24 protein-coding genes, 1 tRNA gene and 4 pseudogenes are annotated in these 22174 nt (G+C 56.9%); 14 read left to right on the forward strand and 15 right to left on the reverse strand.

Annotated features, from left to right (window positions below; all coding sequences use genetic code 11):
- Window positions 1-28: 28 nt before the first annotated feature.
- The 5 genes from pal to D8767_RS07275 all read left to right on the forward strand — a co-directional run bounded on the left by pal (window position 29) and on the right by D8767_RS07275 (window position 2989).
- Window positions 29-529: a peptidoglycan-associated lipoprotein Pal gene (gene pal, locus D8767_RS07255; RefSeq protein WP_003254755.1), complete on the forward strand. Its 501-nt coding sequence runs from the start codon at window positions 29-31 to the stop codon at window positions 527-529.
- A 6-nt stretch (window positions 530-535) separates the two neighbouring features.
- Complete coding sequence (ybgF, locus tag D8767_RS07260; protein WP_016711991.1) at window positions 536-1342, forward strand: tol-pal system protein YbgF; 807 nt, start codon at window positions 536-538, stop codon at window positions 1340-1342.
- A 168-nt stretch (window positions 1343-1510) separates the two neighbouring features.
- Window positions 1511-2158 carry a 7-carboxy-7-deazaguanine synthase QueE gene (gene queE / locus D8767_RS07265; RefSeq protein ID WP_016711990.1) on the forward strand — a complete coding sequence of 216 codons (648 nt, stop codon included), beginning with the start codon at window positions 1511-1513 and terminating at the stop codon, window positions 2156-2158.
- Window positions 2159-2175: 17 nt separating this feature from the next.
- On the forward strand, window positions 2176-2850 hold the full coding sequence (gene queC / locus D8767_RS07270) for a 7-cyano-7-deazaguanine synthase QueC (protein ID WP_016711989.1): 675 nt from the start codon (window positions 2176-2178) through the stop codon (window positions 2848-2850).
- A gap of 63 nt (window positions 2851-2913) precedes the next feature.
- Window positions 2914-2989, forward strand: a tRNA-Lys gene (locus D8767_RS07275).
- 338 nt (window positions 2990-3327) lie between these two features.
- On the opposite strand, the gene xerC is transcribed toward D8767_RS07275, so the two are convergent.
- The 7 genes and pseudogenes from xerC to D8767_RS07305 all read right to left on the reverse strand — a co-directional run bounded on the left by xerC (window position 3328) and on the right by D8767_RS07305 (window position 9867).
- On the reverse strand, window positions 3328-4581 hold the full coding sequence (gene xerC / locus D8767_RS07280) for a tyrosine recombinase XerC (RefSeq protein WP_023662949.1): 1254 nt from the start codon (window positions 4579-4581) through the stop codon (window positions 3328-3330).
- On the reverse strand, window positions 4578-6461 hold the full coding sequence (gene mobH / locus D8767_RS07285) for a MobH family relaxase (RefSeq protein ID WP_023662950.1): 1884 nt from the start codon (window positions 6459-6461) through the stop codon (window positions 4578-4580). The genes xerC and mobH overlap by 4 nt, the downstream gene beginning before the upstream one ends.
- A gap of 287 nt (window positions 6462-6748) precedes the next feature.
- Window positions 6749-7063: pseudogene (locus tag D8767_RS07290) on the reverse strand (Tn3 family transposase); the annotation flags it as partial.
- Between the two features lie 33 nt (window positions 7064-7096).
- Window positions 7097-7359: pseudogene (locus D8767_RS07295) on the reverse strand (Tn3 family transposase); the annotation flags it as partial.
- A gap of 20 nt (window positions 7360-7379) precedes the next feature.
- Entirely contained in the window at window positions 7380-7838 is a 459-nt protein-coding gene (locus D8767_RS29560; RefSeq protein WP_372237803.1) for a methyl-accepting chemotaxis protein, read from the reverse strand.
- Window positions 7839-7925: 87 nt separating this feature from the next.
- Window positions 7926-8690: pseudogene (locus D8767_RS29565) on the reverse strand (PAS domain-containing protein); the annotation flags it as partial.
- Between the two features lie 199 nt (window positions 8691-8889).
- Entirely contained in the window at window positions 8890-9867 is a 978-nt protein-coding gene (locus D8767_RS07305) for an IS5 family transposase (RefSeq protein WP_033902000.1), read from the reverse strand.
- 1794 nt (window positions 9868-11661) lie between these two features.
- Between D8767_RS07305 and D8767_RS07310 the strand changes: the two are divergent.
- From D8767_RS07310 to D8767_RS07340, 7 genes and pseudogenes are all read left to right on the forward strand, one after another.
- A pseudogene (locus D8767_RS07310) lies at window positions 11662-12040 on the forward strand (type II toxin-antitoxin system RelE/ParE family toxin).
- Window positions 12021-12356, forward strand: a complete 336-nt coding sequence (locus D8767_RS07315) for a helix-turn-helix domain-containing protein (RefSeq protein ID WP_001172026.1) — start codon at window positions 12021-12023, stop codon at window positions 12354-12356. Before D8767_RS07310 ends, D8767_RS07315 begins: the two are co-directional and overlap by 20 nt.
- 14 nt (window positions 12357-12370) lie before the next feature.
- Window positions 12371-12706 (forward strand): hypothetical protein, encoded by a 336-nt coding sequence (locus tag D8767_RS07320; protein WP_000741275.1) that lies wholly within the window; start codon window positions 12371-12373, stop codon window positions 12704-12706.
- A gap of 23 nt (window positions 12707-12729) precedes the next feature.
- Window positions 12730-13056: a hypothetical protein gene (locus D8767_RS07325; protein ID WP_000091614.1), complete on the forward strand. Its 327-nt coding sequence runs from the start codon at window positions 12730-12732 to the stop codon at window positions 13054-13056.
- Window positions 13053-13433, forward strand: a complete 381-nt coding sequence (locus tag D8767_RS07330) for a hypothetical protein (protein WP_001054412.1) — start codon at window positions 13053-13055, stop codon at window positions 13431-13433. Before D8767_RS07325 ends, D8767_RS07330 begins: the two co-directional genes overlap by 4 nt.
- A gap of 156 nt (window positions 13434-13589) precedes the next feature.
- A complete protein-coding gene (locus D8767_RS07335; protein WP_254177186.1) occupies window positions 13590-13892 on the forward strand; it encodes a DUF3391 domain-containing protein in 303 nt (100 codons plus the stop codon).
- 91 nt (window positions 13893-13983) lie between these two features.
- Window positions 13984-14853 (forward strand): HD-GYP domain-containing protein, encoded by an 870-nt coding sequence (locus D8767_RS07340; RefSeq protein ID WP_223198360.1) that lies wholly within the window; start codon window positions 13984-13986, stop codon window positions 14851-14853.
- A gap of 157 nt (window positions 14854-15010) precedes the next feature.
- Here D8767_RS07340 and D8767_RS07345 read toward each other — a convergent pair whose 3' ends face one another.
- From D8767_RS07345 to D8767_RS07355, 3 genes are all read right to left on the reverse strand, one after another.
- The gene (locus D8767_RS07345) at window positions 15011-15484 is read right to left on the reverse strand and encodes a hypothetical protein (protein WP_122048292.1); all 474 of its coding nucleotides are present in this window, start codon (window positions 15482-15484) and stop codon (window positions 15011-15013) included.
- A 118-nt stretch (window positions 15485-15602) separates the two neighbouring features.
- Window positions 15603-15956, reverse strand: a complete 354-nt coding sequence (locus D8767_RS07350; RefSeq protein WP_023662951.1) for a type II toxin-antitoxin system RelE/ParE family toxin — start codon at window positions 15954-15956, stop codon at window positions 15603-15605.
- 8 nt (window positions 15957-15964) lie between these two features.
- A complete protein-coding gene (locus tag D8767_RS07355) occupies window positions 15965-16243 on the reverse strand; it encodes a type II toxin-antitoxin system ParD family antitoxin (protein ID WP_009402065.1) in 279 nt (92 codons plus the stop codon).
- 112 nt (window positions 16244-16355) lie between these two features.
- On the opposite strand from D8767_RS07355, the gene D8767_RS07360 reads away from it, so the two are divergent.
- Window positions 16356-16682: a hypothetical protein gene (locus tag D8767_RS07360; protein ID WP_023662952.1), complete on the forward strand. Its 327-nt coding sequence runs from the start codon at window positions 16356-16358 to the stop codon at window positions 16680-16682.
- A 48-nt stretch (window positions 16683-16730) separates the two neighbouring features.
- Here D8767_RS07360 and D8767_RS07365 read toward each other — a convergent pair whose 3' ends face one another.
- The 5 genes from D8767_RS07365 to D8767_RS07385 are packed head-to-tail and all read right to left on the reverse strand — an operon-like array spanning window position 16731 to window position 21363.
- On the reverse strand, window positions 16731-18272 hold the full coding sequence (locus D8767_RS07365) for a conjugal transfer protein TraG N-terminal domain-containing protein (protein ID WP_023662953.1): 1542 nt from the start codon (window positions 18270-18272) through the stop codon (window positions 16731-16733).
- Window positions 18269-18625, reverse strand: a complete 357-nt coding sequence (locus D8767_RS07370; protein ID WP_023662954.1) for a hypothetical protein — start codon at window positions 18623-18625, stop codon at window positions 18269-18271. Before D8767_RS07370 ends, D8767_RS07365 begins: the two co-directional genes overlap by 4 nt.
- Window positions 18626-18627: 2 nt before the next feature.
- Window positions 18628-19989 carry an integrating conjugative element protein gene (locus D8767_RS07375; protein WP_023662955.1) on the reverse strand — a complete coding sequence of 454 codons (1362 nt, stop codon included), beginning with the start codon at window positions 19987-19989 and terminating at the stop codon, window positions 18628-18630.
- 19 nt (window positions 19990-20008) lie between these two features.
- A complete protein-coding gene (locus tag D8767_RS07380; protein ID WP_023662956.1) occupies window positions 20009-20944 on the reverse strand; it encodes a TIGR03756 family integrating conjugative element protein in 936 nt (311 codons plus the stop codon).
- Window positions 20944-21363, reverse strand: coding sequence for a TIGR03757 family integrating conjugative element protein (locus D8767_RS07385; RefSeq protein ID WP_023662957.1), 420 nt, complete (start codon window positions 21361-21363; stop codon window positions 20944-20946). Before D8767_RS07385 ends, D8767_RS07380 begins: the two co-directional genes overlap by 1 nt.
- Before the next feature lie 546 nt (window positions 21364-21909).
- On the opposite strand from D8767_RS07385, the gene D8767_RS07395 reads away from it, so the two are divergent.
- Window positions 21910-22131, forward strand: a complete 222-nt coding sequence (locus D8767_RS07395) for a hypothetical protein (RefSeq protein ID WP_060495291.1) — start codon at window positions 21910-21912, stop codon at window positions 22129-22131.
- Window positions 22132-22174: the final 43 nt, after the last annotated feature.

Consider the following 22174-nt stretch of genomic DNA (forward strand, 5'->3'; position numbering starts at 1 on the left):
ACACTGGGGTTTCATTAGGAGTTTCACGATGGAAATGCTGAAGTTTGGTAAATTTGCTGCGCTGGCTCTGGCCATGGCCGTAGCTGTAGGTTGCTCCTCGAAGGGCGGTGACAACGCAGGCGAAGGCGCTGCTGTAGATCCGAACGCTGGCTACGGTGCCAACACTGGCGCAGTTGACGGCTCCCTGAGCGAAGAAGCTGCCCTGCGCGCAATCACCACCTTCTACTTCGAATACGACAGCTCGGACCTGAAGCCAGAAGCCATGCGCGCTCTGGACGTTCACGCCAAGGACCTGAAAGCCAACGGCAACCGCGTTGTTCTGGAAGGCAACACCGACGAGCGCGGCACCCGCGAGTACAACATGGCTCTGGGTGAGCGTCGTGCGAAAGCCGTTCAGCGCTACCTGGTTCTGCAGGGCGTTTCCCCTGCTCAGCTGGAACTGGTTTCCTACGGCGAAGAGCGTCCAGTTGCCACCGGCAACGACGAGCAGTCCTGGGCTCAGAACCGTCGCGTAGAACTGCGTAAGTAAGTTCTTATGCGTATGTGCCGCCGTGTAGTAACCGTCCTCGCACTCAGCCTGCCGCTCGCGGCCTGGGCTGAGGTCCCTGTAGTAGATGACAACGCAGGCGCTTATCCGCCTGCGGGTTATGGCACGAGCGGCGCCTATGCCGGGTCGGGGGCTTCGGCCCCTGCCTCTGCACAGGGCCAGCTGTTCATGCAGCTGCAACAGATGCAGGATCAGCTTTCCCGCCAGCAAGGCATCATCGAAGAGCTGCAAAACGATGTGTCGCGCATGAAGCAGGAAAACCTGGAGCGATACCAGGACCTGGACCGTCGCATCAACAGTGGCGCTGCGCCTGCCGCAACCCCTGACAATTCCTCCGGTGGTGGTGCTTCCAATGCCGCCCCCGATGCAGCAGCAGGTGCTGCTGCGCAACAACCGGCCGCCAGTAGCGAGCCCGGTGATCCGGCGAAAGAAAAGCTCTACTACGATGCCGCTTTCGACCTGATCAAGCAGAAAGACTTCGACAAGGCCAGCCAGGCGTTCAATGCCTTCCTGCGCAAGTACCCCAACAGCCAGTACGCCGGCAATGCCCAGTACTGGTTGGGTGAAGTGAACCTGGCCAAGGGCGACCTGCAGGGTGCCAGCCAAGCCTTTGCCCAGGTCAGCCAGAAGTACCCGAAACACAGCAAAGTGCCGGATTCGCTCTATAAGCTGGCCGATGTCGAGCGTCGCATGGGCCACACCGACAAGGTCAAGGGCATCCTGCAGCAGGTCATCACCCAGTACCCCGGCACCTCCGCCGCGCAACTGGCTCAGCGTGACCTGCAGAAGCTCTAAGCGCTGTAGCTGTACCTTTCGAAAGAAACCCGCGCCAGTCGCGGGTTTTTTCGTTAGAATCATTGCCCTTTTTTCGTAAACACGCTGCTGCGGATAACGCTATGTCGAGTCCGCGACAGTGCCTGACGGAGGCGGACAGCCTGTTTAGCTGTCACGCCCGTGGCGAGCATGCAAGACACACTACGCATTACCGAAGTCTTTTACTCTTTGCAGGGTGAAACGCGAACGGCTGGGCTGCCCACGGTTTTCGTGCGCCTCACCGGTTGCCCCCTGCGCTGCCAATACTGCGACAGTGCCTATGCCTTCACCGGCGGCACCATTCGCACCCTCGATTCAATCCTTGAGCAGGTTGCCAGCTTCAAGCCACGTTATGTCTGTGTCACCGGCGGCGAGCCATTGGCCCAGCCGAATGCCTTGCCGTTGCTGCAGCGCCTGTGTGACGCCGGTTACGAGGTGTCGCTGGAAACCAGCGGCGCGCTGGATATCGCTGGCACTGACACGCGCGTTAGCCGCGTAGTCGACCTGAAGACCCCGGGTTCTGAGGAGTCGCACCGTAACCGCTACGAGAACATCGAGCTGCTGACCCGCAATGACCAAGTCAAGTTCGTTATCTGTTCCCGAGAGGACTACGACTGGGCGGTGTCCAAGCTGATCCAGTACAACCTGGCCGAGCGTGCCGGCGAGGTGTTGTTCTCGCCGAGCCACCATCAGGTGAATGCCAGCGACCTGGCAGACTGGATCGTCGCGGACAACCTGCCTGTACGCTTCCAGTTGCAGTTGCACAAGCTGCTGTGGAACGACGAACCCGGACGTTGATTGAGGAGCAAGTACATATGACAGAAAAGCGCGCAGTAATCCTGTTGTCCGGCGGCCTGGACTCCGCCACCGTGGTCGCCATGGCCAAAGCAGAAGGCTATAGCTGCTACACCATGAGCTTCGACTACGGCCAGCGCCACCGTGCCGAGCTGAACGCAGCCGCACGCGTGGCCCGCGACCTGGGTGCGGTCGAGCACAAGGTGATTGGCCTTAACCTCGACGGTATTGGTGGTTCGGCGTTGACCGACAGCAGCATTGACGTGCCGGAAGCCCCCAGTGAAGGTATCCCGGTCACCTACGTGCCGGCCCGCAACACCGTGTTTCTGTCACTGGCGTTGGGTTGGGCGGAAGTGCTGGAGGCGCGGGATATCTTTATCGGCGTCAATGCCGTGGATTACTCCGGCTACCCGGATTGCCGCCCCGAGTTCGTCGAGGCCTTCGAGCGTATGGCCAACCTGGCGACCAAGGCGGGCGTAGAGGGGCAGGGCTTCCGCATTCAGGCGCCGCTGCAGAACATGAGCAAGGCGCAGATCGTGCAGGCTGGTATCGCCCGCGGTGTGGACTACAGTTTGACTGTTTCCTGCTATCAGGCCGACGATGAAGGCCGTGCCTGTGGTAAATGTGACAGCTGCCGCCTGCGTGCAGATGGCTTCAAGGCAGCCGGTGTCGAAGACCCGACACGGTATGTTTGACAAAAATCCTTTGATGGAGTGTTGATTTCCCGTTAGAAATCAGTATTATACGCGCCATCCAACGGGTCGTTAGCTCAGTTGGTAGAGCAGTTGGCTTTTAACCAATTGGTCGTAGGTTCGAATCCTACACGACCCACCACTATTCACAGCGGTTCGTGATGTACTAGGAAGGGGGGCTTGCCAGCCAGTTTCTAGTCTTGCAGCCGTCTGGAGCGAACCTTAGGCTCGCTTCGGCGTGATGTCAATATGGAATAGCCCGCCGCTTATGGCGGGCTTTTTCGTCTCTGGCCCAAAAAACTCAATGACTTAGCGGATTCGCGTGCTACTCAGCACTGCGAAAACTCGCCTCGAGTGGCCCCCAAAACCCGCGCAGCCAAAGGCATGGCGCCAGTTTCCTAGCACCAGAGACCTGGGACAGTTCTGTCCTATCTGCCCTTGATCAGCTGTCGATGTAGTGGCTGATTGCCATTCGTCGACTCATAGCTTCGGGGAGGCGCGTGCGTTGTAGACCGTGCCTGCGTCAGCCGAATGAGATCGAGCAAAGGGTGTAGACCCTGTCGTCGATGCCATCAGGCTGAATAGAAGGCTGGGTTGAAAGAGATCTTCGGGCGGTAGCAAAGCACTGGCACAGATCTGCTTGAACTCAATCAGCAGATGTCCTGGTGCAGGGTCGCCACCTCCTTGATGATCTTGTTCGATCGCTCTTCGTCGACCAGGCTCTATGCGTTGTTCGCCTTCACCTAGTCGCGAGTTTGGTGCAGCACTGTCATCCACCCGCCGTACAAGACGTAATGCTCCCTGCTGCATGCTCCGCTCGTGCAACACGTCTCGCATGTGGTCATAGTCGGCCTCGATGTAGCTCATCGTGGTGGCGATGTTGGAATGGTTCAGCAGGTTCTTGGTGAGGTGGATGTTTCTTTCTGGCTGCTTCATCAGATCGGTTGCAAGCGTGTGCCTGAACCGGTGCGGAGTCATCCGAACCCCGAGCTTGACGATCAGCTTCTTGTACATCGCCTCGACTTGGTCGGAGTTCATTTCATGCCGCTTGTAATAGCGGGAGAAGCGATTGACGTTGAAGAGTTGGTCTTCGGCGGCGAAGCCAGCTCGAGCGGCTTCATCCAACAACCGACGCATATGAGGCGCAAGACCATCCATAATCGGGATCCGGAACTCCCGGTGGGTCTTCTCTGTTTCGCCTCGTACTAGGATGAGTTGGCGGTCCCAGTCGACATCCCGAAGCCGAATGCACAGTAGTGCGTTCAACCGGATGCCCGTGTAGTAGAAGATTTCGAACGTAGCGAGCCAGAACCACCCTGGCGTGATCCTGGCACGGCTGCCAGTCGATTCCTCTTGGTCAGCCAGGCTTCTGAGCCAGCGCCGCGCACGGAGGATCGCCTCGCCGTCAATGATTTTGCTCGGCCGCTTCGGTGCAATTACCGTCGTCTTCTTGAATGGGTTCACATCGGTGTTGGGAAGAATCCCGTACTCGATGCCATACCCCCATATGGTTCGGAGGTGATTGGAGTAGGTGTTCCAGCTGCGCTTCGATAGACCTCCGTCAATCAGCTTGTTCCTCAACGCGAGAACGCCACGTCGATCGATAGACTCCACATCGACAGCTTTGCCGAAGTTCTTTTCCAGCTTCTTCATTGCCGCGCCGTAGATTTTCGCACTGGCCGGCCGGAGGTCGTGATCGACTAGGTATTCCCGGAGCAGATTCTCGGGCGTCATTCGGCGGCCCCTTCCGTCACCCGTCTCAAGCTTGGGTTATTCATGGGCTGCTCGGGGAATATCAGCTTCGGGTCAAGAAGCAGGTAGCCCCTCAACTGCGTGGTCTTCCTTGGACCTATTACATCGTAGGTCCAAATGTTCAGCTGCTTGCTGGTCTTCTGGTGGCTCTTCTCTTTCTCAAAGGCGCGTTGAACATGCTGCCAGGCCGCTGTCCCAGGTTTACCGACGATCTTCTCAAGCTCCGGGTGCTCCAGCACATATCGCTTGAAGATCCCTGGGGTGACGAGCATTGCTGTGTCGTCGACGGTGTGAATCAGGGCCTTGGTGTCATTGATGATCAATTTATGGGAGGCGGCACCTGCTTTTACCCAAGCGATGAAAGCCCCTCCCAACGAACTACTCGTAGGCATTGTGGTTACATCTTTTTGTGCAGCATTCCTTGCTATGGCTGCTAGAGAATCGTCAGCCCGCCCTACCTCCTCTAGTCCTTGATGGGGAGGGGAGGCGGCTGCTGAGCCTTGGCTAGCACTTAGCTCTTCTGATGGCGCAGTGATATTACTATACAGTGACAGTAGTTCTTCACGCTCAGATGATTGGATTCCTTGGCTTGGAGCTGGCTGTACCAGCGCTCGGGGCCGCGCCGGCGGTTGAGGTGTGTCGTCACTGGTGTCGATGGGTTGTTCCGGTACCGCGCAAACTGTTTCTTCACTCGTACTCGGCTGCGTGACTACTTCCGGTTCCTGCTCCAGGGTGAGGGTGCCGGCGTACTGGGGAGGGCGATCGTCTGGATTGGGCCATACGAGTGCCGGCGAGATCTTCAAGAAGGTGAAGCTATTCTTCCAGCCGCGGCCATTATCGATGGTGGCTTTCCAGATCGCTTTATCCTGCGCGTTGGTCTGGATGATTGCCTGGTCCTGCAGCATGTTGAAGAACGGGGCATTGGAGGTTGGCACTCCCTCAATACCCTGGGTCAGCATGTATGCCCGGAGTTGATCTGCTGCAGGCTTACTCACCAGCCAAAGCGCATCCTGTGTCAGCCAGCCATCTGCAGGTCCGTCCTGGTGATTGAGCTTGAGTTTCTCCCGCACCAGGAAACGCAGGCCGTCGGCGAGTTGCCGCTGCAGTGATTGTTTGGGGGCTGTCAGCGCGCGCTCTGGATTTCCTCCCAGTTGCTGGGCAACGGAAGCTTTGTCTGCTTGGACCACAATTTCGCCGAGGATGCCGGCGTGCTCGTATTGACCTGCGAGGAGGTAGATCAGCTGCCTCCATAGTTCAGGAAAACCACTGAGCCAGTCGAGAATCCCGCTGTCCAGGACCTGCATATACACTAGGGCTGAAGCAGCACCGTGTAGCTGGTACTCCCTGCCTTTGACGTACTTGAACCGGTAGGGACGGCTGATCGGTCCATGCCACGGGTGCCACGCTCGGCCATCCTCGAGCTCCACGCGGAGGTCAACAGCGATCTTTCCCAAGTCGTGCAGCAACGCGCCGTACGCTGCGGCTGCGGTCCATGCCTCAGCTTGGGCCGACTGCGATTCCGGTGGCGCTCCGATCGGCAGAAGGTGCGTCTGACGGATCTTGAGGGCGTAAGCCATGATCTCCAGGCCATGGTCTAGGAGGCCCCCAAGGTGGGCATGGTGATGGTTTTCAGAAGCAGGGAGCAGCTGCACCAGCTCTGCGTAGCGCTCGAGCGGCTTGAGGTAGAGGGTGTTGAACTGAGCTCGTGAGAGCGAAGCCCGACGCCAGATATTCTCCAGGAGCTGCTGGCGGAGGGGGCTCTGCAGCAGAGCAGTAGCCTTCGCCGGCAGATGGAAGCCATGCGGTGAGGCTTCTGGCGTTGGTTTGGCCGAACGGCGGCCTAACCATGATAGGAGGTGCATAGGGTGCTCCATGGGTGTGCATGGAGCGGGCTTTTCTCCTAATGCCAAGATGGCATCAACGGAAAAGGGTATCTGAGAGGTTCTAGAATTCGTGGCAATGCGCCATCACTACATGCCGCGTGGCCTCAATGATGGACTTGAGTTAGGGGGGTTACGTGGAGCAGGTGGAGCAGGTTTCAGTTCATGCTTATATTGTTCAAGGCTGAGGCTACCAACAAGTTTTCCCGACGGCGAAACACCTAGAACCGTTAACATGGGGTTGTACGCCGGAATCCCAGAAATTTCCGTCAGCCCAGCTCCAGTCCCGCCACGAGCGCATCCAGGTCGATGAACTTGCCGTCAGTCTGGAAGGTGTAATGCCCGTTCAGCAGGATGTGCCGCCAGGCCGCTGGCGACATCTGCGTGATCAACGCCAGCGCCTTGGCATTGCCAGCTGCCTCGTACTTCGTCAGCAGCAGGGACAGGATCGCCGAGTTGTAGAAGATGATCGCGTTGCCGATCAGCCTGGCGCACTGGTTGCTGATCTCGATTTCGATGTCGGTGCGGCCGGTCAATTCCTTCTTCCCACCGACTTGGGCGATGGTCGAGCGTAGCTGGTGATAGGGGAGCCCGCAGAATTCGGAAAAAATCGTACGCTAAGGTTTTCCGGGCAATCGTAGCGGCCTGAACTTCCCGATCTCCAGCCTGCGGCTCTGCCGCCAGACGTAATCGCCAGTCAGGTTGATGTGCTCCCAGCCCAGCGGCAATAGGTATTGCAGCAGCTCGCCGCCCACCGACTTGCCAGCCTCGACCAGCCCCAAGTGATGCACTCCAGATACATCGTGTTCCATAGCACGATGGCCGTCACCAAGTTTGGGCTTCTGGCTCTGTAGCGCTGCGGCTCGAAGTTCCGATCCTGATTTTGCCTAAAACTGGACACTAGCTATTGTCTTTGAACAACGTCGATACGGTACGGGCAACATGGTCTGCACCGTCACTGATTTCACGCATAATAGTTGTTACAGTTGCGATCTGATCGTTGTTTTCTTCGGCGCTTCTAGCGATGCTGTTCATATCTATATTCAGTTGCTGAGTAAGCTTTCCGTTAGCAGTTACCACATTCTGGATTTTCACGGTGGCACTGCTAGTTCGAGCTGCCAACTGACGAACCTCGTCGGCTACTACAGCAAAGCCTCGGCCCATTTCACCCGCTCGGGCAGCTTCAATTGCGGCGTTAAGTGCTAGTAAGTTAGTTTGTTCTGCCACGCCTTGGATGATGGTAACAATTTTCTCGATATCTTTAGCCTGAGCATTTAGCTGTGTAATCGAAATAACCGCACCGTTTATTAAATTAAATGTACCCTGAGATAGTTCAATTGAACTAGCAAGGGACTCCATGCCCCGCACGGAAATTTGAGATGTCTCCTCGGCGGTGGTGAAGGAAAGCTCTGCGGCCTGACGGATTTCATCAGCCTTATGCTTCTGCGAGCTGACGTCGGTGGCAAATTTTAACACTTTCACAACCTGGCCGGCTTCATCAATGACGGGGTTGTAGGTGGCCTCAAGATAGATGGTCTCTCCCGATGCGGTCTTGCGCTCAAATTGCCCGCTTAAAAAAGTTCCTCCCTTTAAACTCTGCCAAAAATTTGGATTTTCTTGATAAAAATTATCGAAACAGAACATTCGGTGGTGTCGACCCTTGATATCGCTGAGGCGATAACCCATAGCACGGAGGAAATTCTCATTTGCATGCAGGATGTCACCGTTAGGTGTGAACTCGATCTCCGCCATCGAGCGGGAGATGGCTGCATGGACGGCTCTTAGTGAGAGTAACTCGTTTTCTCTCTGAGTGACATCTGAGCCAATCTTAATGATTTCAATAACTTTTCCATCTTGATTTTGAACTGGAATATAAGTAGCCTCAATCAATACTAAGTTACCGTCTTTGCGCAGCCGCCTAAATAAACCTGATTGAAGATGGCCGTCAGCCAATTTCTGCCAGAAGCGCGAATAATCAGCTGTGTTAGCATAATTCTTTTCGCAGAAAATTCTGTGGTGCTGCCCTGCTATTTCTTCGAGTTTGTAACCAAGCATCTCTAGAAAGATATTGCTCGCATAGATTACGCTCCCGTCTGGCCTGAATCTGATTTCCGCGACATTTCGACTTATTGAATCAAGCTGCCGCTGTAGTTCTGAGAGCTTATTTTCTGTGTCCAGCAGTTGTTTGTTTTTATTGAAAAACATAATCATTACCTTTGTGCAAATAAAATAATACTTGGGGCCCAATTTATACTGTATCGGTTAGGGAAGGTCTGAAGTAAGCAGCCGTTTTTAACGGCCTCGCTGTCTGAGGTTCAAAAAACACCGACTTAATCGAAAATCAGACCTTTCCTCCTGTCAGTTCACTGTTTTTTGCGGAATAGCACCTTTTCAGGGCTCATTGTCCACATCACAGGCGCACCTCGCCTGCATTCAACAGTCGTTTTCGCATCATCCACAGGTTCGATAAGGCAAACAGTGTGGTCTGCTGCGCGGTGTTTTTCACCAAGCCTCGGAAGCGGACTTTCGTATAACCAAACTGGCGCTTGATCACCCTGAATGGATGCTCAACCTTGGCCCGGACTTGAGCTTTCGCGTATTCGATTTTGCGGCGCATGCGACCGATCAGGCTCTTTTTTGCATGCTTCTTATAGCTGCTGGGGCGCGCTGCGATCGACCAGATCATCTGGCGATGTTGATGCTCCGCACGCTTCTCCACGCCGGTGTAACCGGCATCGCCAGAGACGTAAGTTTCCTCGCCATGCAGCAACTGATCGACCTGAGTCACGTCCGCCACATTCGCCGCCGTGCCCACCACGCTATGTACCAGACCGGATTCAACATCGACACCGATGTGCGATTTCATCCCGAAATAGTACTGATTTCCTTTCTTTGTCTGGTGCATTTCGGGGTCGCGTTTACCGTCCTTGTTCTTGGTCGAACTGGGCGCATGAATGATCGTCGCATCGACCACAGTTCCCTGACGCAGCAGCAAACCTCGGTCGCCCAAATAGCCGTTGATGACCTGCAAAATCCCACCGGCCAGCTCATGTTTTTCCAACAGCCGGCGGAAGTTGAGGATCGTGGTTTCATCCGGAATCCGATCCAAATGCAGCCCGGCAAACTGGCGCAGAATCGTGGTTTCGTAGAGGGACTCTTCCATCGCCGGATCGCTGTAGCCGAACCAGTTTTGCATCAGATGAACCCGCAGCATGGCCATCAACGGATACGCCGGACGACCGCCTTCACCCTTCGGATAATGCGGCTCGATCAACGCAATCAGGCCTTTCCAGGGCACGACCTGATCCATCTCAATCAGGAAACGCTCACGGCGGGTCTGCTTACGTTTGCCTGCGTACTCGGCATCAGCGAAAGACATTTGCTTCATCGGGGCTCAACCGTTCAGTTCGTGGGACAGCCGTATCTCACCAGATTTGGAAGTCTTTTTCAGAGTTTCCTTAGCGCAACCGCTTCTTGAGAGCATAGCTCTTTATAGTTGGAAAATTAGCGATTTGCAGCCATGTGTCATATTGAGCTATGCCCTAACTAGGCGTCAGGCCGGAACCTTGGGCCGCGTCAGGATAGGGCCGATTCCAGCATTTTCTGACGCCTCGCCGGCAACCTCTAGGGCCTCAACCTGACAGGCCGTACGCTTAACGTACGATTTTTTCCGTTGTGCGCCAGGCATGGCGCGTAGTGCCGTGACTGGCGCTGTTCGGCTCACTGTGGTGGTGAGTCGGACGATTTGGAGGTGAAAGTCCTCTACACACCCGGCAAGGGGAAGTGTTAGCTGAAGGCAAGGGTGTCGCGGGTGACCGCGAATCTGAAGGAAGCCCGAGGCAAAATGCTGGTCTGACGTATAGGAAGCGGATAGAGGCGGCGTAGCGGGGTGAGGTAGCAACGATTGCCAAAGCCCGATACTTGCACGGAACGCTACGACGTAAATCCGACAGGCATAAGCAGGAAGGGCGCGCGAATTACCCTGGGAGATCTGTTTGGCCTGCCACGTGCTACCGGCACCGAGAGGTGGCGGGATGGGCGAACAGAAGTCAGCAGAGGCCGTAGTAGTTGCTCGGAACCGGAGCGATGAAGGGCTGAACCTGTCATGAGTGGATAGTCAGGTGTGCTCTCTGTTGGAGCGTAAGGCAGAAACGTCGTGAACAGCGGCGGTCGAGACCATCAGGAGGTAGGAGTCGGAAACTCCGAGGGCCGGTCTGGGCGCTTAGTTACCACAGGCGACACATCAACGGAACCAAGCTCGCTGACGCAGTCTGTCAGTAGGCAGGAACCGCCGTATACGGAACCGTATGTACGGTGGTGTGGGAGGACGGCGGGGGCGACCCCGCCTCCTACCCGATTTCTCTATCGTCCCCAAAATCGGCCCCCTGCGGCCCCCTGCGGCCCCCTGGGCGCGTTTCTGGTGCTAAGGTAGGCTTGCCCCCTGACTGACAGCTTCCGCGTTGTGTGGGCGATTCTGGAGGCTCTGACGCTGCTCCGGTTGCAGCGCTCCCGCCCCCTCTTTGGCGTTCAACCCTTACGGACTTGCAGGCGGCGGCAGTCGTCCAGGATGAGTACAGGCGGTCGGATCGCCTCGATCCATACTGTCCAACCCTTAGCGAGCCTTCAGGCGGCGCATAGGTTTGGTTCAGTTCGAGGTGGTTGGGTTGACGCCGGCGCGGCTTGCCGCGCCCTTGGTAAACGTTGCTGGCCGTAGGCCAGGCATTTTTGAGCGGGCGCAGGCCGCGACAGGCCGACGCGAAGCGGCGGGGCGAAGGGAGCGAAGCGACCGAAGGGTAGGCGCGCCCATAGGGCGCTAACGGCGGCTTGTATGTTGCTTGCAGGGCTGCGAGTTGCCCACAGGCTGAGAGGTTTTAAGAAGATTTAAAAGATTTAAAAGATTTAGGAGGAAAAAACGGCTTTTTATCTTTTGAAATCAAGGTCTTACGGATGTGGCCGGTTCCTAATAGACGGAACTCGGTTCCTAATAGACGGAACTCGGTTCCTAATAGACGGAACTCGGTTCCTAATAGACGGGCTATCCACAGCCTGGGAGGGAATACGCGACAAAACATGGTTTAGGGGTGCCCGCAGAATTCGGAAAAAATCGTACGCTAATGTTTTACGACACCTCCTTGAGGTTGCCGCGTTTACATCATTACCTGAACAGGTATAAAATTCCGTCATGACAAACAAAGAAAAACCGCTCGAATGGATCGCGAGCAGCCACAAGGATTTGATGGCGTTGCACGTCCGACGTGCGTCGCCGTTTCGGTTACGCGCTCTCGTTGGCGCAGATAGGCGATCAGGATGACGCAGCAAAGGTGCTCAAGGGGTTCGGTGGTGCCGGCGTGCTGGAGGTCGTCGAAGACGATGCCGGCGGCACCTATCGAGCGGTATACACGGTCAAGTTTGCGGAAGCGGTGTTCGTCCTGCACTGCTTCCAGAAGAAGAGCAAGAGCGGAATCGCCACGCCAAAGGCCGACATGGACATCATCCGCGCTCGGCTGAAGGTGGCCGAGGTATTGGCACAGGAGCTACGAAATGCAAAAACGAATCATTGAAGGCGTCGAGGTTCAGCGCAGCTCGGGCAACGTCTTTGCCGACCTTGGACTGCCTGACGCTGAAAAGCTCAAGATCAAGACCGGCCTGGTGGTCGAGATCAGGAGGGCCATGCGCGCCCTTGGGCTGACTCAACAAGCGGCGGCCAAACGCATGGGCATCCCGCAACCGAAGGTGTCGGGCATGATGCGCGGCGACTTCACCAATCTATCCGAACGCAAGCTGATGGATTGTCTGAATCGCCTCGGCTACGACATCGAAATCAAGGTACGGCCAGCAGCCGAGCCGATCGGGCATCTAACGCTCGCAACCGCTTAATCGGAGCCCTCCTGATGGCAGCCCGCATCACCGACGACGAATGGGACGAACTGACTCCCGAGAATTTCGATACCACGGCACTGCTGCGTGCAGTCGATGCCGTGGACGTGCTGCGCGGCGATTTGAATGACAGCGCAGACGGCGCACCTCCGCAACTGCGCACCGACCTGTTGAAGCTGCATCAACTGGCAATGGCCGCGTTCAACGAGGGATCACGCAGCCGAGTGGCTGAGCTATTTGATCTCGCCGTGGATCTTCAGGATCAGGTTGATCATCTGATGACCTCGCTGGAACAAGTGCAAGAAACCCTGTCCCGGTTGACGGCGCTCTACCCAGAAAGCCTGTCCTGAATGTTCTTGGAGACAACCACATCATGAGCCGCAGCCGCCGCAAAACGCCCATCGTTGGGCACACGACCTGCCGTAGCGAGCGCGAGGACAAGAAACTCTGGCATCAGCGCTGGCGAACCCACGAGCGCACCGCGCTGGCCAGCGCGTCGCCGGAAGCTCTATGCGCCCATCTGCCTCTACTGGAAAACCAGGTCAGCAACGTCTGGTCGATGGGTAAGGATGGCCGCTCCTACTGGCCCATCAAGCGCCAGGCCGCCACGGCGGATCGCATTGCCAACCACAAGGGACGCAATCCGCAAGAGCGCGCCTCCCTGAAAAAGCGTCTGCTGCGCAAGTGGATGAGCAAATGAACCTGTCCACCATCGAGGCGCTGGCTATCGCTTGGGCGCGAATCGCTGAAGAAGCAGAACTCCCAGCCGGCTACGAGGGCACGGCGACGCCAGAGGCGCATCGGGCCTGCGAGGTGATCCAGGAGCGGATTCGAGAGCACGTCGTCGCCACCAATGACATGCGGCTGTTCGGCCTGCTGCACCTGCTTGGGCAGGCGTCGCTGCGCATGGAGCAAGCGCTGTGGCCGGAAGAATATGCGCGGATGACCCGCGAGGTCGAGGAAGCTCTCCGAGAGGCCGACGACCCCAACGCCAAGTCGTACACCCACGAAGAAGTCATGCAGGCGATGCAGGAACGCATCGACCGAGCGCGAGACAAAGCCATGTTGATCGGCTGACGGAAATTTCGGCGGTTCCGGCTGATCCAAGAATCTTGGCGTGACCTTACCTCCGCTCTACCGCTGGGTGCCAGCCTCGGCGCACGCCTAACCACCCAACTCAGAAAGGAAAATAAGTTGGTAAAACGCATTCCCGTATCCGAGCTTCGTCTCGGCATGTACATCCACAAGCTCGCCGGCTCTTGGGTTCGACACCCATTCTGGCGCGGCAGCTTCCTGCTGACCGAGCCTCAGGATCTCTCTGCCATTCGAGAATGTGGCGTCGGGGAGGTCTGGGTCGACTTGGCCAAAAGCCAAGTCGACCCAGAGAGCCCAGAGAGCCCAGAGAGCCCAGAGAGCCCAGAGAGCCCAGAGAGCCCAGAGAGCCCAGAGCCCAGAGCCCAGAGCCCAGAGCCCAGAGCCCAGAGCCCAGAGCCCAGAGCCCAGAGAATTGTCGGAGGAGCAATCTCTGCCGTCTAGTCCACTAAGCAAGAAAAGTGACGGCGCAACCTCAATGGAGAGCGAAATGTGTTATGCACGGAAACTCTGTCTTGCGGCCAAGTCCCAAGTCATGGACATGTTCCAGGAAGCCCGGCTTGGCAAGGCCGTCGACCCAAGCACGACGTTGCCGCTGGTCGGAGAAATCGCTGCCTCGGTGCTGCGCCAACCTCATGCCCTCATCAGCGTCGCACGCATCAAAACGCACGACGATTACACCTACCTGCACTCGGTTGCCGTCTGCGCCCTGATGCTATCGCTGGCCCGGCATCTCGATCTAGACGAGGAGCAAACGCGCCTGGCTGGCATCGGCGGACTGATGCACGACCTAGGCAAGGCCGCGATGCCGCTGGAAGTGCTTAACAAACCAGGCAAGCTCACCGATGCCGAGTTCGCCATCATGAAGCGCCACCCTGTGGAGGGCGCAAAGATGCTGCGCGCAGGCGGGGCCGAGCCCGGGGTGGTGGACATTGCCCTGCACCATCACGAGAAGATCGACGGAACCGGCTACCCGGATCGCTTGGCCGGTGACGCCATTTCACTCCTGGCCCGCATGGGCGCAATCTGCGACGTCTATGATGCCGTGACGTCGGAGCGAGCCTACAAAAAGCCGTGGGACCCGTCCGCGGCGATGCGGCAGATGGCCAAGTGGGAGGGCCATTTCGACAAACGCATCTTCCACGCCTTCGTCAAGGCCGTGGGCATCTACCCCGTCGGCTCCTTGGTTCGCCTGTCCTCTCAGCGTCTGGCCGTTGTCGTTGAGCCGGGAATGGAATCACTGCTGACTCCCAAGGTTCGCGTGTTCTTCTCGCTACGCTCGAGAGAGCCGATCCCGATGCAGACCATCGACCTGGCGGCCACGAGTTGCAAGGACAGTATCACTGGCCCCGAAGACCCGACGCTCTGGAACTTCAAGAACCTCGACGACTTGTGGATGGAATAGCCCCCACAAAACGACGGCCCCGTGAGGGAGCCGTTGAACATCGTCGAGCGATGCCCGTCCAGGGAGGGATGGCCGAGCTCGATTCTCCAGAAGGTAGCTGGTGACACGAGTGTTGAGCCCACCCAACTAGGGTGACGGAAATTTCTGGGGTTCCGGCTTACATCCCCAACATGCTTTCGGGTGAGACGTGACCACCTCCGCCGCGCCCATCTGCACTCCTGTAATATTGTAGTTGTTCAAGGTAGTTCATAAACTCAGGGTGAGTTATGCCCATGGAAAGAATATCAGCCAGGTCGGCGGACCGAGCATTCGGGTCAAAATATTTCTGGTTCCCGAGTCCTAATTTTTGCTCATTGGTTAGGCCTCCATATACAATCCAATGATGGTTGTAGTGGTTCAACTGATTTGCAGCTACGTCGTAGTCTGTGAAGATTGTTTTCTCTGCTGCGATCTCTGATTTGTCTCTCTTGAACTCTACAAGTACCAGTTTTTTATCTTTTCCGAAAATTCCATCGCCTGATGAACGCTCATGACGGCCTGCAATCGGCGCTGCGAAATCTAATCGACCGGCTGCGTTGAGTCTAAGGATGAAACCGTACTCGACTGTTTTTTCCCACCAAGTTGCTTGCATATTAAGCTCCTAGCGTTTCCTTTTGTCGGACTACGTCCGCCCTTTCGGGTAGGGCTTTTACCCTTGTGATCCATTCCATTATCCATTCAAGCCCATTTGCTTCTGAGCCATTTACCCTTTACTGCTGATGCAGGTGTTTCAAATTCTGCGCGACCTCCATAGCATCGTGGAGGACTCGTAGTATCTCAACGATTTGATCTGTCCCAGTTCGGTAAAACACGATATGTCGAGGTCTAATCACACGGCCGTCAGTCATCTGCAGCACGTTGAATGACAGATGCAGGCTGCGAAGGCCCGGGGAAAGCTCATCACGCATTTTGCTGTCTGCCGGCGTCGGCTGTTCAGCTAGGGCGAGGAGCGTCTCCTGCAGCAAGTCTTGATACCGATTCCTGACGGACTGACCGAGCCTCACCTCAGTGAAGCGAAGCGTATCGGCGATGTCGATGCATGCCTGGGGTGACATGCGAACCATGACCCTACTCATGCTTTATCGCCCGCTAGTCTTCCAAGATTGTCCAGGTAGGCTGCCAGATTGGACGGATCGATTTCATCGTACTGGCCTGCTTCGACCTGCATGATGCCTACTGATGTTGCGTTCCGCAGTGCTTCGAGCCTGGCTGCCTCAGCTGCTTCATGCTCAAGCAGCATCCGGATGCCTGCACGCACGACTTCGCTGAAGTTCTGGTACCGACCAGTGTTGACTAAATCATCAATGGACTGCTCCATCGGCTTTGGAACGACGACATTGTGGGTGGCCATGGATGTGAACCTGATGAGTGGTGATGGCGTTTTATGCCATACCTCTTGCGGAAATGCCAAAGGTGTCGTATATCTGATGGCAAGGTGCTCTCACAGAGCAAGGAGATGGAACATGACCACAGCCGCCAAACGATCGATTGCCTTCCGCTTGGGCCGGGCTCTGGGGAGCGTGGCGCGTTTCTTCATGCATGACATCAATCCGACAGTCCGTTGGGTTAAACGGGTATTCCTAGCAACGGTTATTGCGCTCATTTTAGCCAACTCGATCAGCTGGGTTATGTCGGTGCTACTGACAGTCTTTTCTCTGACTCTCGGTCTGTACGCACTTTCCAAAGTTGACCTCGGAAAGGTTGAGCTGTTTTCTGAGGATGAAGAGGCACCATACGGTCGGGATGTTTTTGAAAGACCGCTTGATTCTTATGGTAGGTCAGTTAAATAGATACTGGCTCAGTACTTGCTGTATCAAGCCAGTATCACCATGATGCGCTCAGCTCTTTGAGGCTCCTCCAGCAACCGACTTTACTCCGCCCTCAACCAGATTGCCTGCTTTTTGACCTGCCCTTTGCACTGCTCCAGTTCCTTCTGACAGTCCGCTAAGAATTGTACCTGTTTGCACTCCTGCCCAGCCAAGAGCTAGAACCCAAAAGGTTGGGAGAATGATAAACATCGAACCCATGACGAAGTTCAGAATCGCGTCTTGAGTCGTGGTGTTCAAGCCCATCACTGGATCAAAGGATAAGTGCGGCGAGCCCGAGCCATATAAAACGTCGATGATAGTGCTGTCGACCCATCTTGCCAGTTGAAACCAGAAATCTACAAATATTAAGGCGAACATTGTTACTGACATGGTCATGGCAACCTTCAGTTGATACGCTCCGATTATCAGTACCAGTGGAATGCAGATAACCATGGCCATCTTGAGGAAGGCCACTACCATCGGTAATGCTTGACGCACCATGTCCATAGCCGGGAAGAAGGCCAGCGAGCCTACGGCGACCCCCAGTGTACCCCCTGCACGAGCAAGGCCATTCCAGACGGTTCCGTCGATCTGTCCGCCATAGTCGGTGTAGACGTCGCCGTTGACCTGGCTGGATGGCGACACGAGCTGGCGAATCATCGAGTCGGTTACTTCCTCCTGGGACAGCCACTTTGCCCATCCGAGGAACTGGTTCAGCAGACTTGGGTCGACCTGGGCTTTCAGTCGGTCCCGTAGGCCGATGCTCCCATCTGACCACCACTGCTTGCAGGTGGGGTACCCACCGCCCCCGGTCACCTGAGGCATGCCATCATCTCGTTTCGTGTCATACGGCCAGGATGTACGTGGTGTTCTGGAGTAGTCCGTGTCGTAGTAACCAGCTGTATTCAGCAAGTAGTGGGACCCGATCCAGTTCAGGTCCTGCAGGGCCTTCTGGTCTTTGGCGATCGACCCAATGTCGGGCTGACGCATGAACAGGCGCGCGCGGGAAGGACCGAAGCAATCGTGGGTGAAGTCTGCCACCTCCTGCGCGAGCAGGGGGTTGCCGATCCTCATCGCGTCGACCTCCATGCGCATTTGCCTGAGATCCGTACCGCAAGGGATGGCTGCAACAGCACCGCTATTCAAACCCTTGGACAGCGCGTGAACGAGCGCCCACCACACCGGCACCTTCGCGCTCTTGCCGGCCAACGAGCTGAAGGTGGTGTTCCAGCCTGTCTCCGAGGGCGCCGGCGTCAGCACTTGGCACTGCTTCCCTCGCGCCTGATCGAACTGCAGAGTGTCAAACCCCACGGAGATGGCTGGCACAGCACACAGTGAAACGACCACGTATCCGACGTACAGCTGGGTTTCAATGCGAGCCAGGGACAGCACACCTTTGTTGCCTTCGTCGGCACCTTCTCCTCGTACCTTGATCCACTCACGGGCGACGATGATGATGAAGGGCAGGGCAAACAGCCCCGTGTCGGAGATCATGTCCCAGATCCCGTTGTTGATGATCCACCCTACCAGGGTGAGGTAATACTCCAGGTAGTCGTTTGTATAGAGCGTCATAGCACCTCCGACCAGGTGATTGGCGCCTTCGAGATTTCGATTATCACGAACAGCAGGAGCACCAAGAACTCGACCCGCTGAGCGCCTTTAGATGGTTGGCCATCCCCCGTTCCGGGCAGTCGCGCCTTGAGCTTCAACCAGGCGATGACGATGCTGCCGTAGAGGGCAAGTCGCCATAGCAGCAGTGGCAGGTAATTGCCCTCACGCCACTTCAGCCAAGTGTCGAAAACACCCAGGTGATTGACCGCGATGATGCCGAGCAACACGCTCAGCAGCAGCATCACTACGCTCAAAGCTACGCCCCCGAGCAGGACTTTCAGGGGGTGGACTTTTTTCTCGACATCTTCGGACATGGTCACTCCTTGCCGGCAGGCTTCTGCAGCTGAATCATGCGATCCTGTTCAGGCGCCGCGTTGTAAATCGAGCGAGAACTTTCGGAGCGTGCCTTGCCGCGTTCGATGATTTTCATCGGAGAGTTGTTCGCGAGCTGCTGTCGCATATCGAGCTCGGTCTTCAGATTCGTGATTAGCAATTGGAGGTTGTCCACCTGGCCGAGGGTCGCTTCTACGGCAATCTTGTTCATGCTCACATTCGGCTCCCTGCTGCCTGTAATCAGCATGCGTTGCATCAGAAGCGCTTTCTCCAGAACGTCTGCAAGTGCCACCTCCGAGGCAAGGCGGGACGTAAGTACAGCTTGGTCACGCTCGTCACGAAGTGCGGTTACGACGCCGCGGGTGATGGGCAGTGAGTCGCTGCTGGCCTCACGCAGCTTCTCGGAGGTGATCTGTGTTCCCGGCTTCAAGAGCTCCTGCAGCGCCGCGAGCTTCTTGTCGTATGTTTCCTGGATCAGCGGCGTCAGGCCCACTCCCGGAGTCGAGGTGGTGGCGCAGCCTTCACAGGTTTGGATCTGCTGCTCACCCAGGACCCGGTTTGCGAACTGGGCGGCTTCGGCTGGTGATTCCCAACTGCCGCATACCAGTCCATTGGAGCAGCTGGCCTGCGGAATGCTCGAGGTATCCTGAGCTGCGCGGTTGTTGAGAAGGTTATAGCCTGCCTTCGCGACGTCCCCGACCACTTTGATAGGCTGCTGACCGTTGCCGCCGGCCTGCTTTCCGCCTACCCAGGTCACGCCGTTGGTTCCAGGCGCTTCCTCGACCTTGTCGACCACTGCTACGGCGTCGTTGCTGGATGCCAGGGCTTGCCCCATCTTTTGCCCCTCTGCAACCTTGCCCCACCCCATCTGACCACCCGCGATGTCGGCCATGCGTTCGGCCATCGCCCTGCAGGTTCCCTTCGATCGGTCGTAGTCGAGGCGCGCCTGCAGGATTCCGTTCGTCAGCAGGTTATAGAGGGCGGGATTGGCCCGCTGCAGGATCATCGCCGGCAGTGACGTGACTGCGCCGGTAGCGTTCTGGATGACGCTGCCCATGATCTGTTGGAAACCCTGCGTTGCGCCGTTCAGCTGGTTCTGCAGCGTGTTGCTGAGGTCCATGTTTCCGCAGACCAGGTTGTTCTGCCAGCCGGCACCGACGGTGATGCTCTCCATCTGGCCAGCGCTGCCCATCTGGACAGCACTGCCACCACCGATGCTGTAGAGCACGTCGTCTCCGATCACGCTGCCCTGGGATTCGACCTTGATCGGGTCGGCGGCCTCGGCCATGCACCAGGTGCTGGTCATGCCAGCTGCGAGAATGATCGCGATGGATAATTTATTCATTGAACTCTCCAGTCATATCTCATTGGAAGTCAGTGCTTCCCAGGAAGGTTTGGCCCTTACGCTGGCAGCATGAGTAGGGCCGCCACAGGGCCCACGCATAGGCTTCGTCGACAGCGTCGGCATTAGGGCCGGGGGAGGGGAATACGGCGCAGGTGGGGCTCATGGTTGGCGTGAGTTGCTGCCACTTTCCTGTGGTGGCATCGCCTTCTTTCAGCTCGCCGGCAGGCCAGTAGCCTGGTTCTGCAAGACCGCGCATTGGCAGGTACACGTGGGGTTGACCGACACGGGTGGTGACGTCGCCGGCGCGCTGGGCGATGACAGCACCGGCTTTAAAATCGTCGACCTGGTGGATGAAGCCGCTGCGTGGGTAAACGCTTCCCCACATGTCTGCCGATAGAAGGCCGCCGACTTCACGCATGCCCGGAATCAGGGCCTCCGGGTAAACGGACTCGGGTACTCCGTACCGCCATGCAAGGGTGTCCAGCGTGCTGAGCATGTATGGAACGTAAGGCGTGGTCGCGCCGTGGCAGGAATAGCCAAAGGAACTGGCGAACCGGCTGAACACCGCAGCCCCAGGATGGCCAATAACGTCTGCCTCCTTGAACTTGGCGATGTTGTTCTCGGCGTTGTGGTTGGTTGTTCCATCATTACCGGCTTGCGCTGCCGCATTCGGCGCTCCCATCGGGCTCACCTCTGTCCAAGGGTTTTCCCCGGTATTGGCGTAGGCAGATACCACCGCGTCCGGGATGTAATGCCGGACTTTGGTGGAGGTTTTGACCGTGCAGCCAACAGGGGTGCAGAGCAGCCAGTAGCAGATGCCGACCACTTTGTACTCAAGGCAGGTAGGCGAACTGGTGGAGGCGATAATCGCCGCTGAACTGATGGCCGCTGATGCTGAGAGCGGGAGTGATGCTGTAAGAAGACCGGTCAGGGTCAGTCTGGATATTCGCCTCATCATTGCCCCCTTGCACGGTTGATGGTCTGCATGGCTGTTGCCACGTCGGGTTGGCCGTACACCACATACCGGCGATCGACGACCACCGCCGGCACCTTCGAAACACCGACACTCCAGGCATCAGCATTTCCCTGCTGGGCGGTGGCCAGCTGTTGCATCAGTGCGGCCCCTGCCGGAGTGCTCATCAGCCGTCGTGCGGCGAGAGCGGCCTGGTGAGGGTTAGGTGGCAGCTCTCGGGACAACTGCTCCTCGATGCGCTGTTGGTCATCGAGCTTGATGACACGCACATCTGCTGGTACGGAAGTCAGTGGGTGCGCTGAGTCTGTTATGGCCCAGATCTCGGCATGGGCGGTGCCGGTGGCCAACGCGACAACGAGCAAGGGGACTGCTCGCCATGAGGGCGGGAGGGGATTGAACATGGGACTGCACCTGAAGTGGGGACCGATACAGGAAAACGGATCGGCCCACCAGGCGCAGTAGGAAATAGATATCTGAGGGTGCTTGGATTTATCGGGGAGTTAGGTCGGGTGGAGCAGACGGAGCGTTTTTGCCGTGGCAGGCTTGTGGATATGGCTCATACTGCCTGGATTGTCACTTACCCTGGGACGGGACATGCGCAACAGAGGTCAAATTTTCTGGGAGTGGGCAGATCCAGATCTGCACTTCAGAAACTTCGATGAGAGGATGGCGGATGGCTCCCTCATTAACATCCAGGTAAGGGTCTCAAAGGCGAACCAGACTCAGCTATTTCTCGGGATTTATGCCCAAGATGGTGAGTTGCTGCTCGAGGAGGGCTATTTGGACTGCAAAGATCAGACGATGACTACGGCAATGACATGGGCGCTTCAGCGCGCTTATTCCTGGATGACAACGGGCAAGCTCTCCGACCGATAGACGGTTGGTGTCAGTTCAATTGCGCTGGAGTATTTTGCAACATTGGTAAGGCGCAGGGAGGCAGGTTAGTGATGGACCGCATACCCACCAACCCAGAAGTGGCGGCCCTTCTCGGCATAGATGAAGCATCTGTTGAAGAGTTTCGCCAGGAAACCCATCGGCTGAAGGATGGCGCGTGGCTAGTGCAGTTTGCCTACTGGATGCCTCAGGAGCTGCGACAAAGCCTCACCGGGAGTTTCACCCTGACCGTCACACCTCCTCGAGATCCTCTTGATCGCCGAGAGCCTGAGTGAGTTGGGGTCAATCGGTCGGTGAAGACCTGGTCCCCGGAGCCGG

The sequence above is a fragment of the Pseudomonas sp. LTGT-11-2Z genome, from assembly GCF_003691445.1.
GTDB lineage: Bacteria > Pseudomonadota > Gammaproteobacteria > Pseudomonadales > Pseudomonadaceae > Aquipseudomonas > Aquipseudomonas monteilii.

Bases quoted from the DNA above. Each gene is read 5' to 3' on its own strand.
- pal (WP_003254755.1), top strand. From the start codon at position 29: ATGGAAATGCTGAAGTTTGGTAAATTTGCTGCGCTGGCTCTGGCCATG.
- ybgF (WP_016711991.1), top strand. From the start codon at position 536: ATGCGTATGTGCCGCCGTGTAGTAACCGTCCTCGCACTCAGCCTGCCG.
- queE (WP_016711990.1), top strand. From the start codon at position 1,511: ATGCAAGACACACTACGCATTACCGAAGTCTTTTACTCTTTGCAGGGT.
- queC (WP_016711989.1), top strand. From the start codon at position 2,176: ATGACAGAAAAGCGCGCAGTAATCCTGTTGTCCGGCGGCCTGGACTCC.
- xerC (WP_023662949.1), bottom strand. From the start codon at position 4,581: ATGACGCCCGAGAATCTGCTCCGGGAATACCTAGTCGATCACGACCTC.
- mobH (WP_023662950.1), bottom strand. From the start codon at position 6,461: ATGCACCTCCTATCATGGTTAGGCCGCCGTTCGGCCAAACCAACGCCA.
- D8767_RS29560 (WP_372237803.1), bottom strand. From the start codon at position 7,838: ATGGAGTCCCTTGCTAGTTCAATTGAACTATCTCAGGGTACATTTAAT.
- D8767_RS07305 (WP_033902000.1), bottom strand. From the start codon at position 9,867: ATGAAGCAAATGTCTTTCGCTGATGCCGAGTACGCAGGCAAACGTAAG.
- D8767_RS07315 (WP_001172026.1), top strand. From the start codon at position 12,021: ATGCAAAAACGAATCATTGAAGGCGTCGAGGTTCAGCGCAGCTCGGGC.
- D8767_RS07320 (WP_000741275.1), top strand. From the start codon at position 12,371: ATGGCAGCCCGCATCACCGACGACGAATGGGACGAACTGACTCCCGAG.
- D8767_RS07325 (WP_000091614.1), top strand. From the start codon at position 12,730: ATGAGCCGCAGCCGCCGCAAAACGCCCATCGTTGGGCACACGACCTGC.
- D8767_RS07330 (WP_001054412.1), top strand. From the start codon at position 13,053: ATGAACCTGTCCACCATCGAGGCGCTGGCTATCGCTTGGGCGCGAATC.
- D8767_RS07335 (WP_254177186.1), top strand. From the start codon at position 13,590: ATGTACATCCACAAGCTCGCCGGCTCTTGGGTTCGACACCCATTCTGG.
- D8767_RS07340 (WP_223198360.1), top strand. From the start codon at position 13,984: ATGGACATGTTCCAGGAAGCCCGGCTTGGCAAGGCCGTCGACCCAAGC.
- D8767_RS07345 (WP_122048292.1), bottom strand. From the start codon at position 15,484: ATGCAAGCAACTTGGTGGGAAAAAACAGTCGAGTACGGTTTCATCCTT.
- D8767_RS07350 (WP_023662951.1), bottom strand. From the start codon at position 15,956: ATGGTTCGCATGTCACCCCAGGCATGCATCGACATCGCCGATACGCTT.
- D8767_RS07355 (WP_009402065.1), bottom strand. From the start codon at position 16,243: ATGGCCACCCACAATGTCGTCGTTCCAAAGCCGATGGAGCAGTCCATT.
- D8767_RS07360 (WP_023662952.1), top strand. From the start codon at position 16,356: ATGACCACAGCCGCCAAACGATCGATTGCCTTCCGCTTGGGCCGGGCT.
- D8767_RS07365 (WP_023662953.1), bottom strand. From the start codon at position 18,272: ATGACGCTCTATACAAACGACTACCTGGAGTATTACCTCACCCTGGTA.
- D8767_RS07370 (WP_023662954.1), bottom strand. From the start codon at position 18,625: ATGTCCGAAGATGTCGAGAAAAAAGTCCACCCCCTGAAAGTCCTGCTC.
- D8767_RS07375 (WP_023662955.1), bottom strand. From the start codon at position 19,989: ATGAATAAATTATCCATCGCGATCATTCTCGCAGCTGGCATGACCAGC.
- D8767_RS07380 (WP_023662956.1), bottom strand. From the start codon at position 20,944: ATGAGGCGAATATCCAGACTGACCCTGACCGGTCTTCTTACAGCATCA.
- D8767_RS07385 (WP_023662957.1), bottom strand. From the start codon at position 21,363: ATGTTCAATCCCCTCCCGCCCTCATGGCGAGCAGTCCCCTTGCTCGTT.
- D8767_RS07395 (WP_060495291.1), top strand. From the start codon at position 21,910: ATGGACCGCATACCCACCAACCCAGAAGTGGCGGCCCTTCTCGGCATA.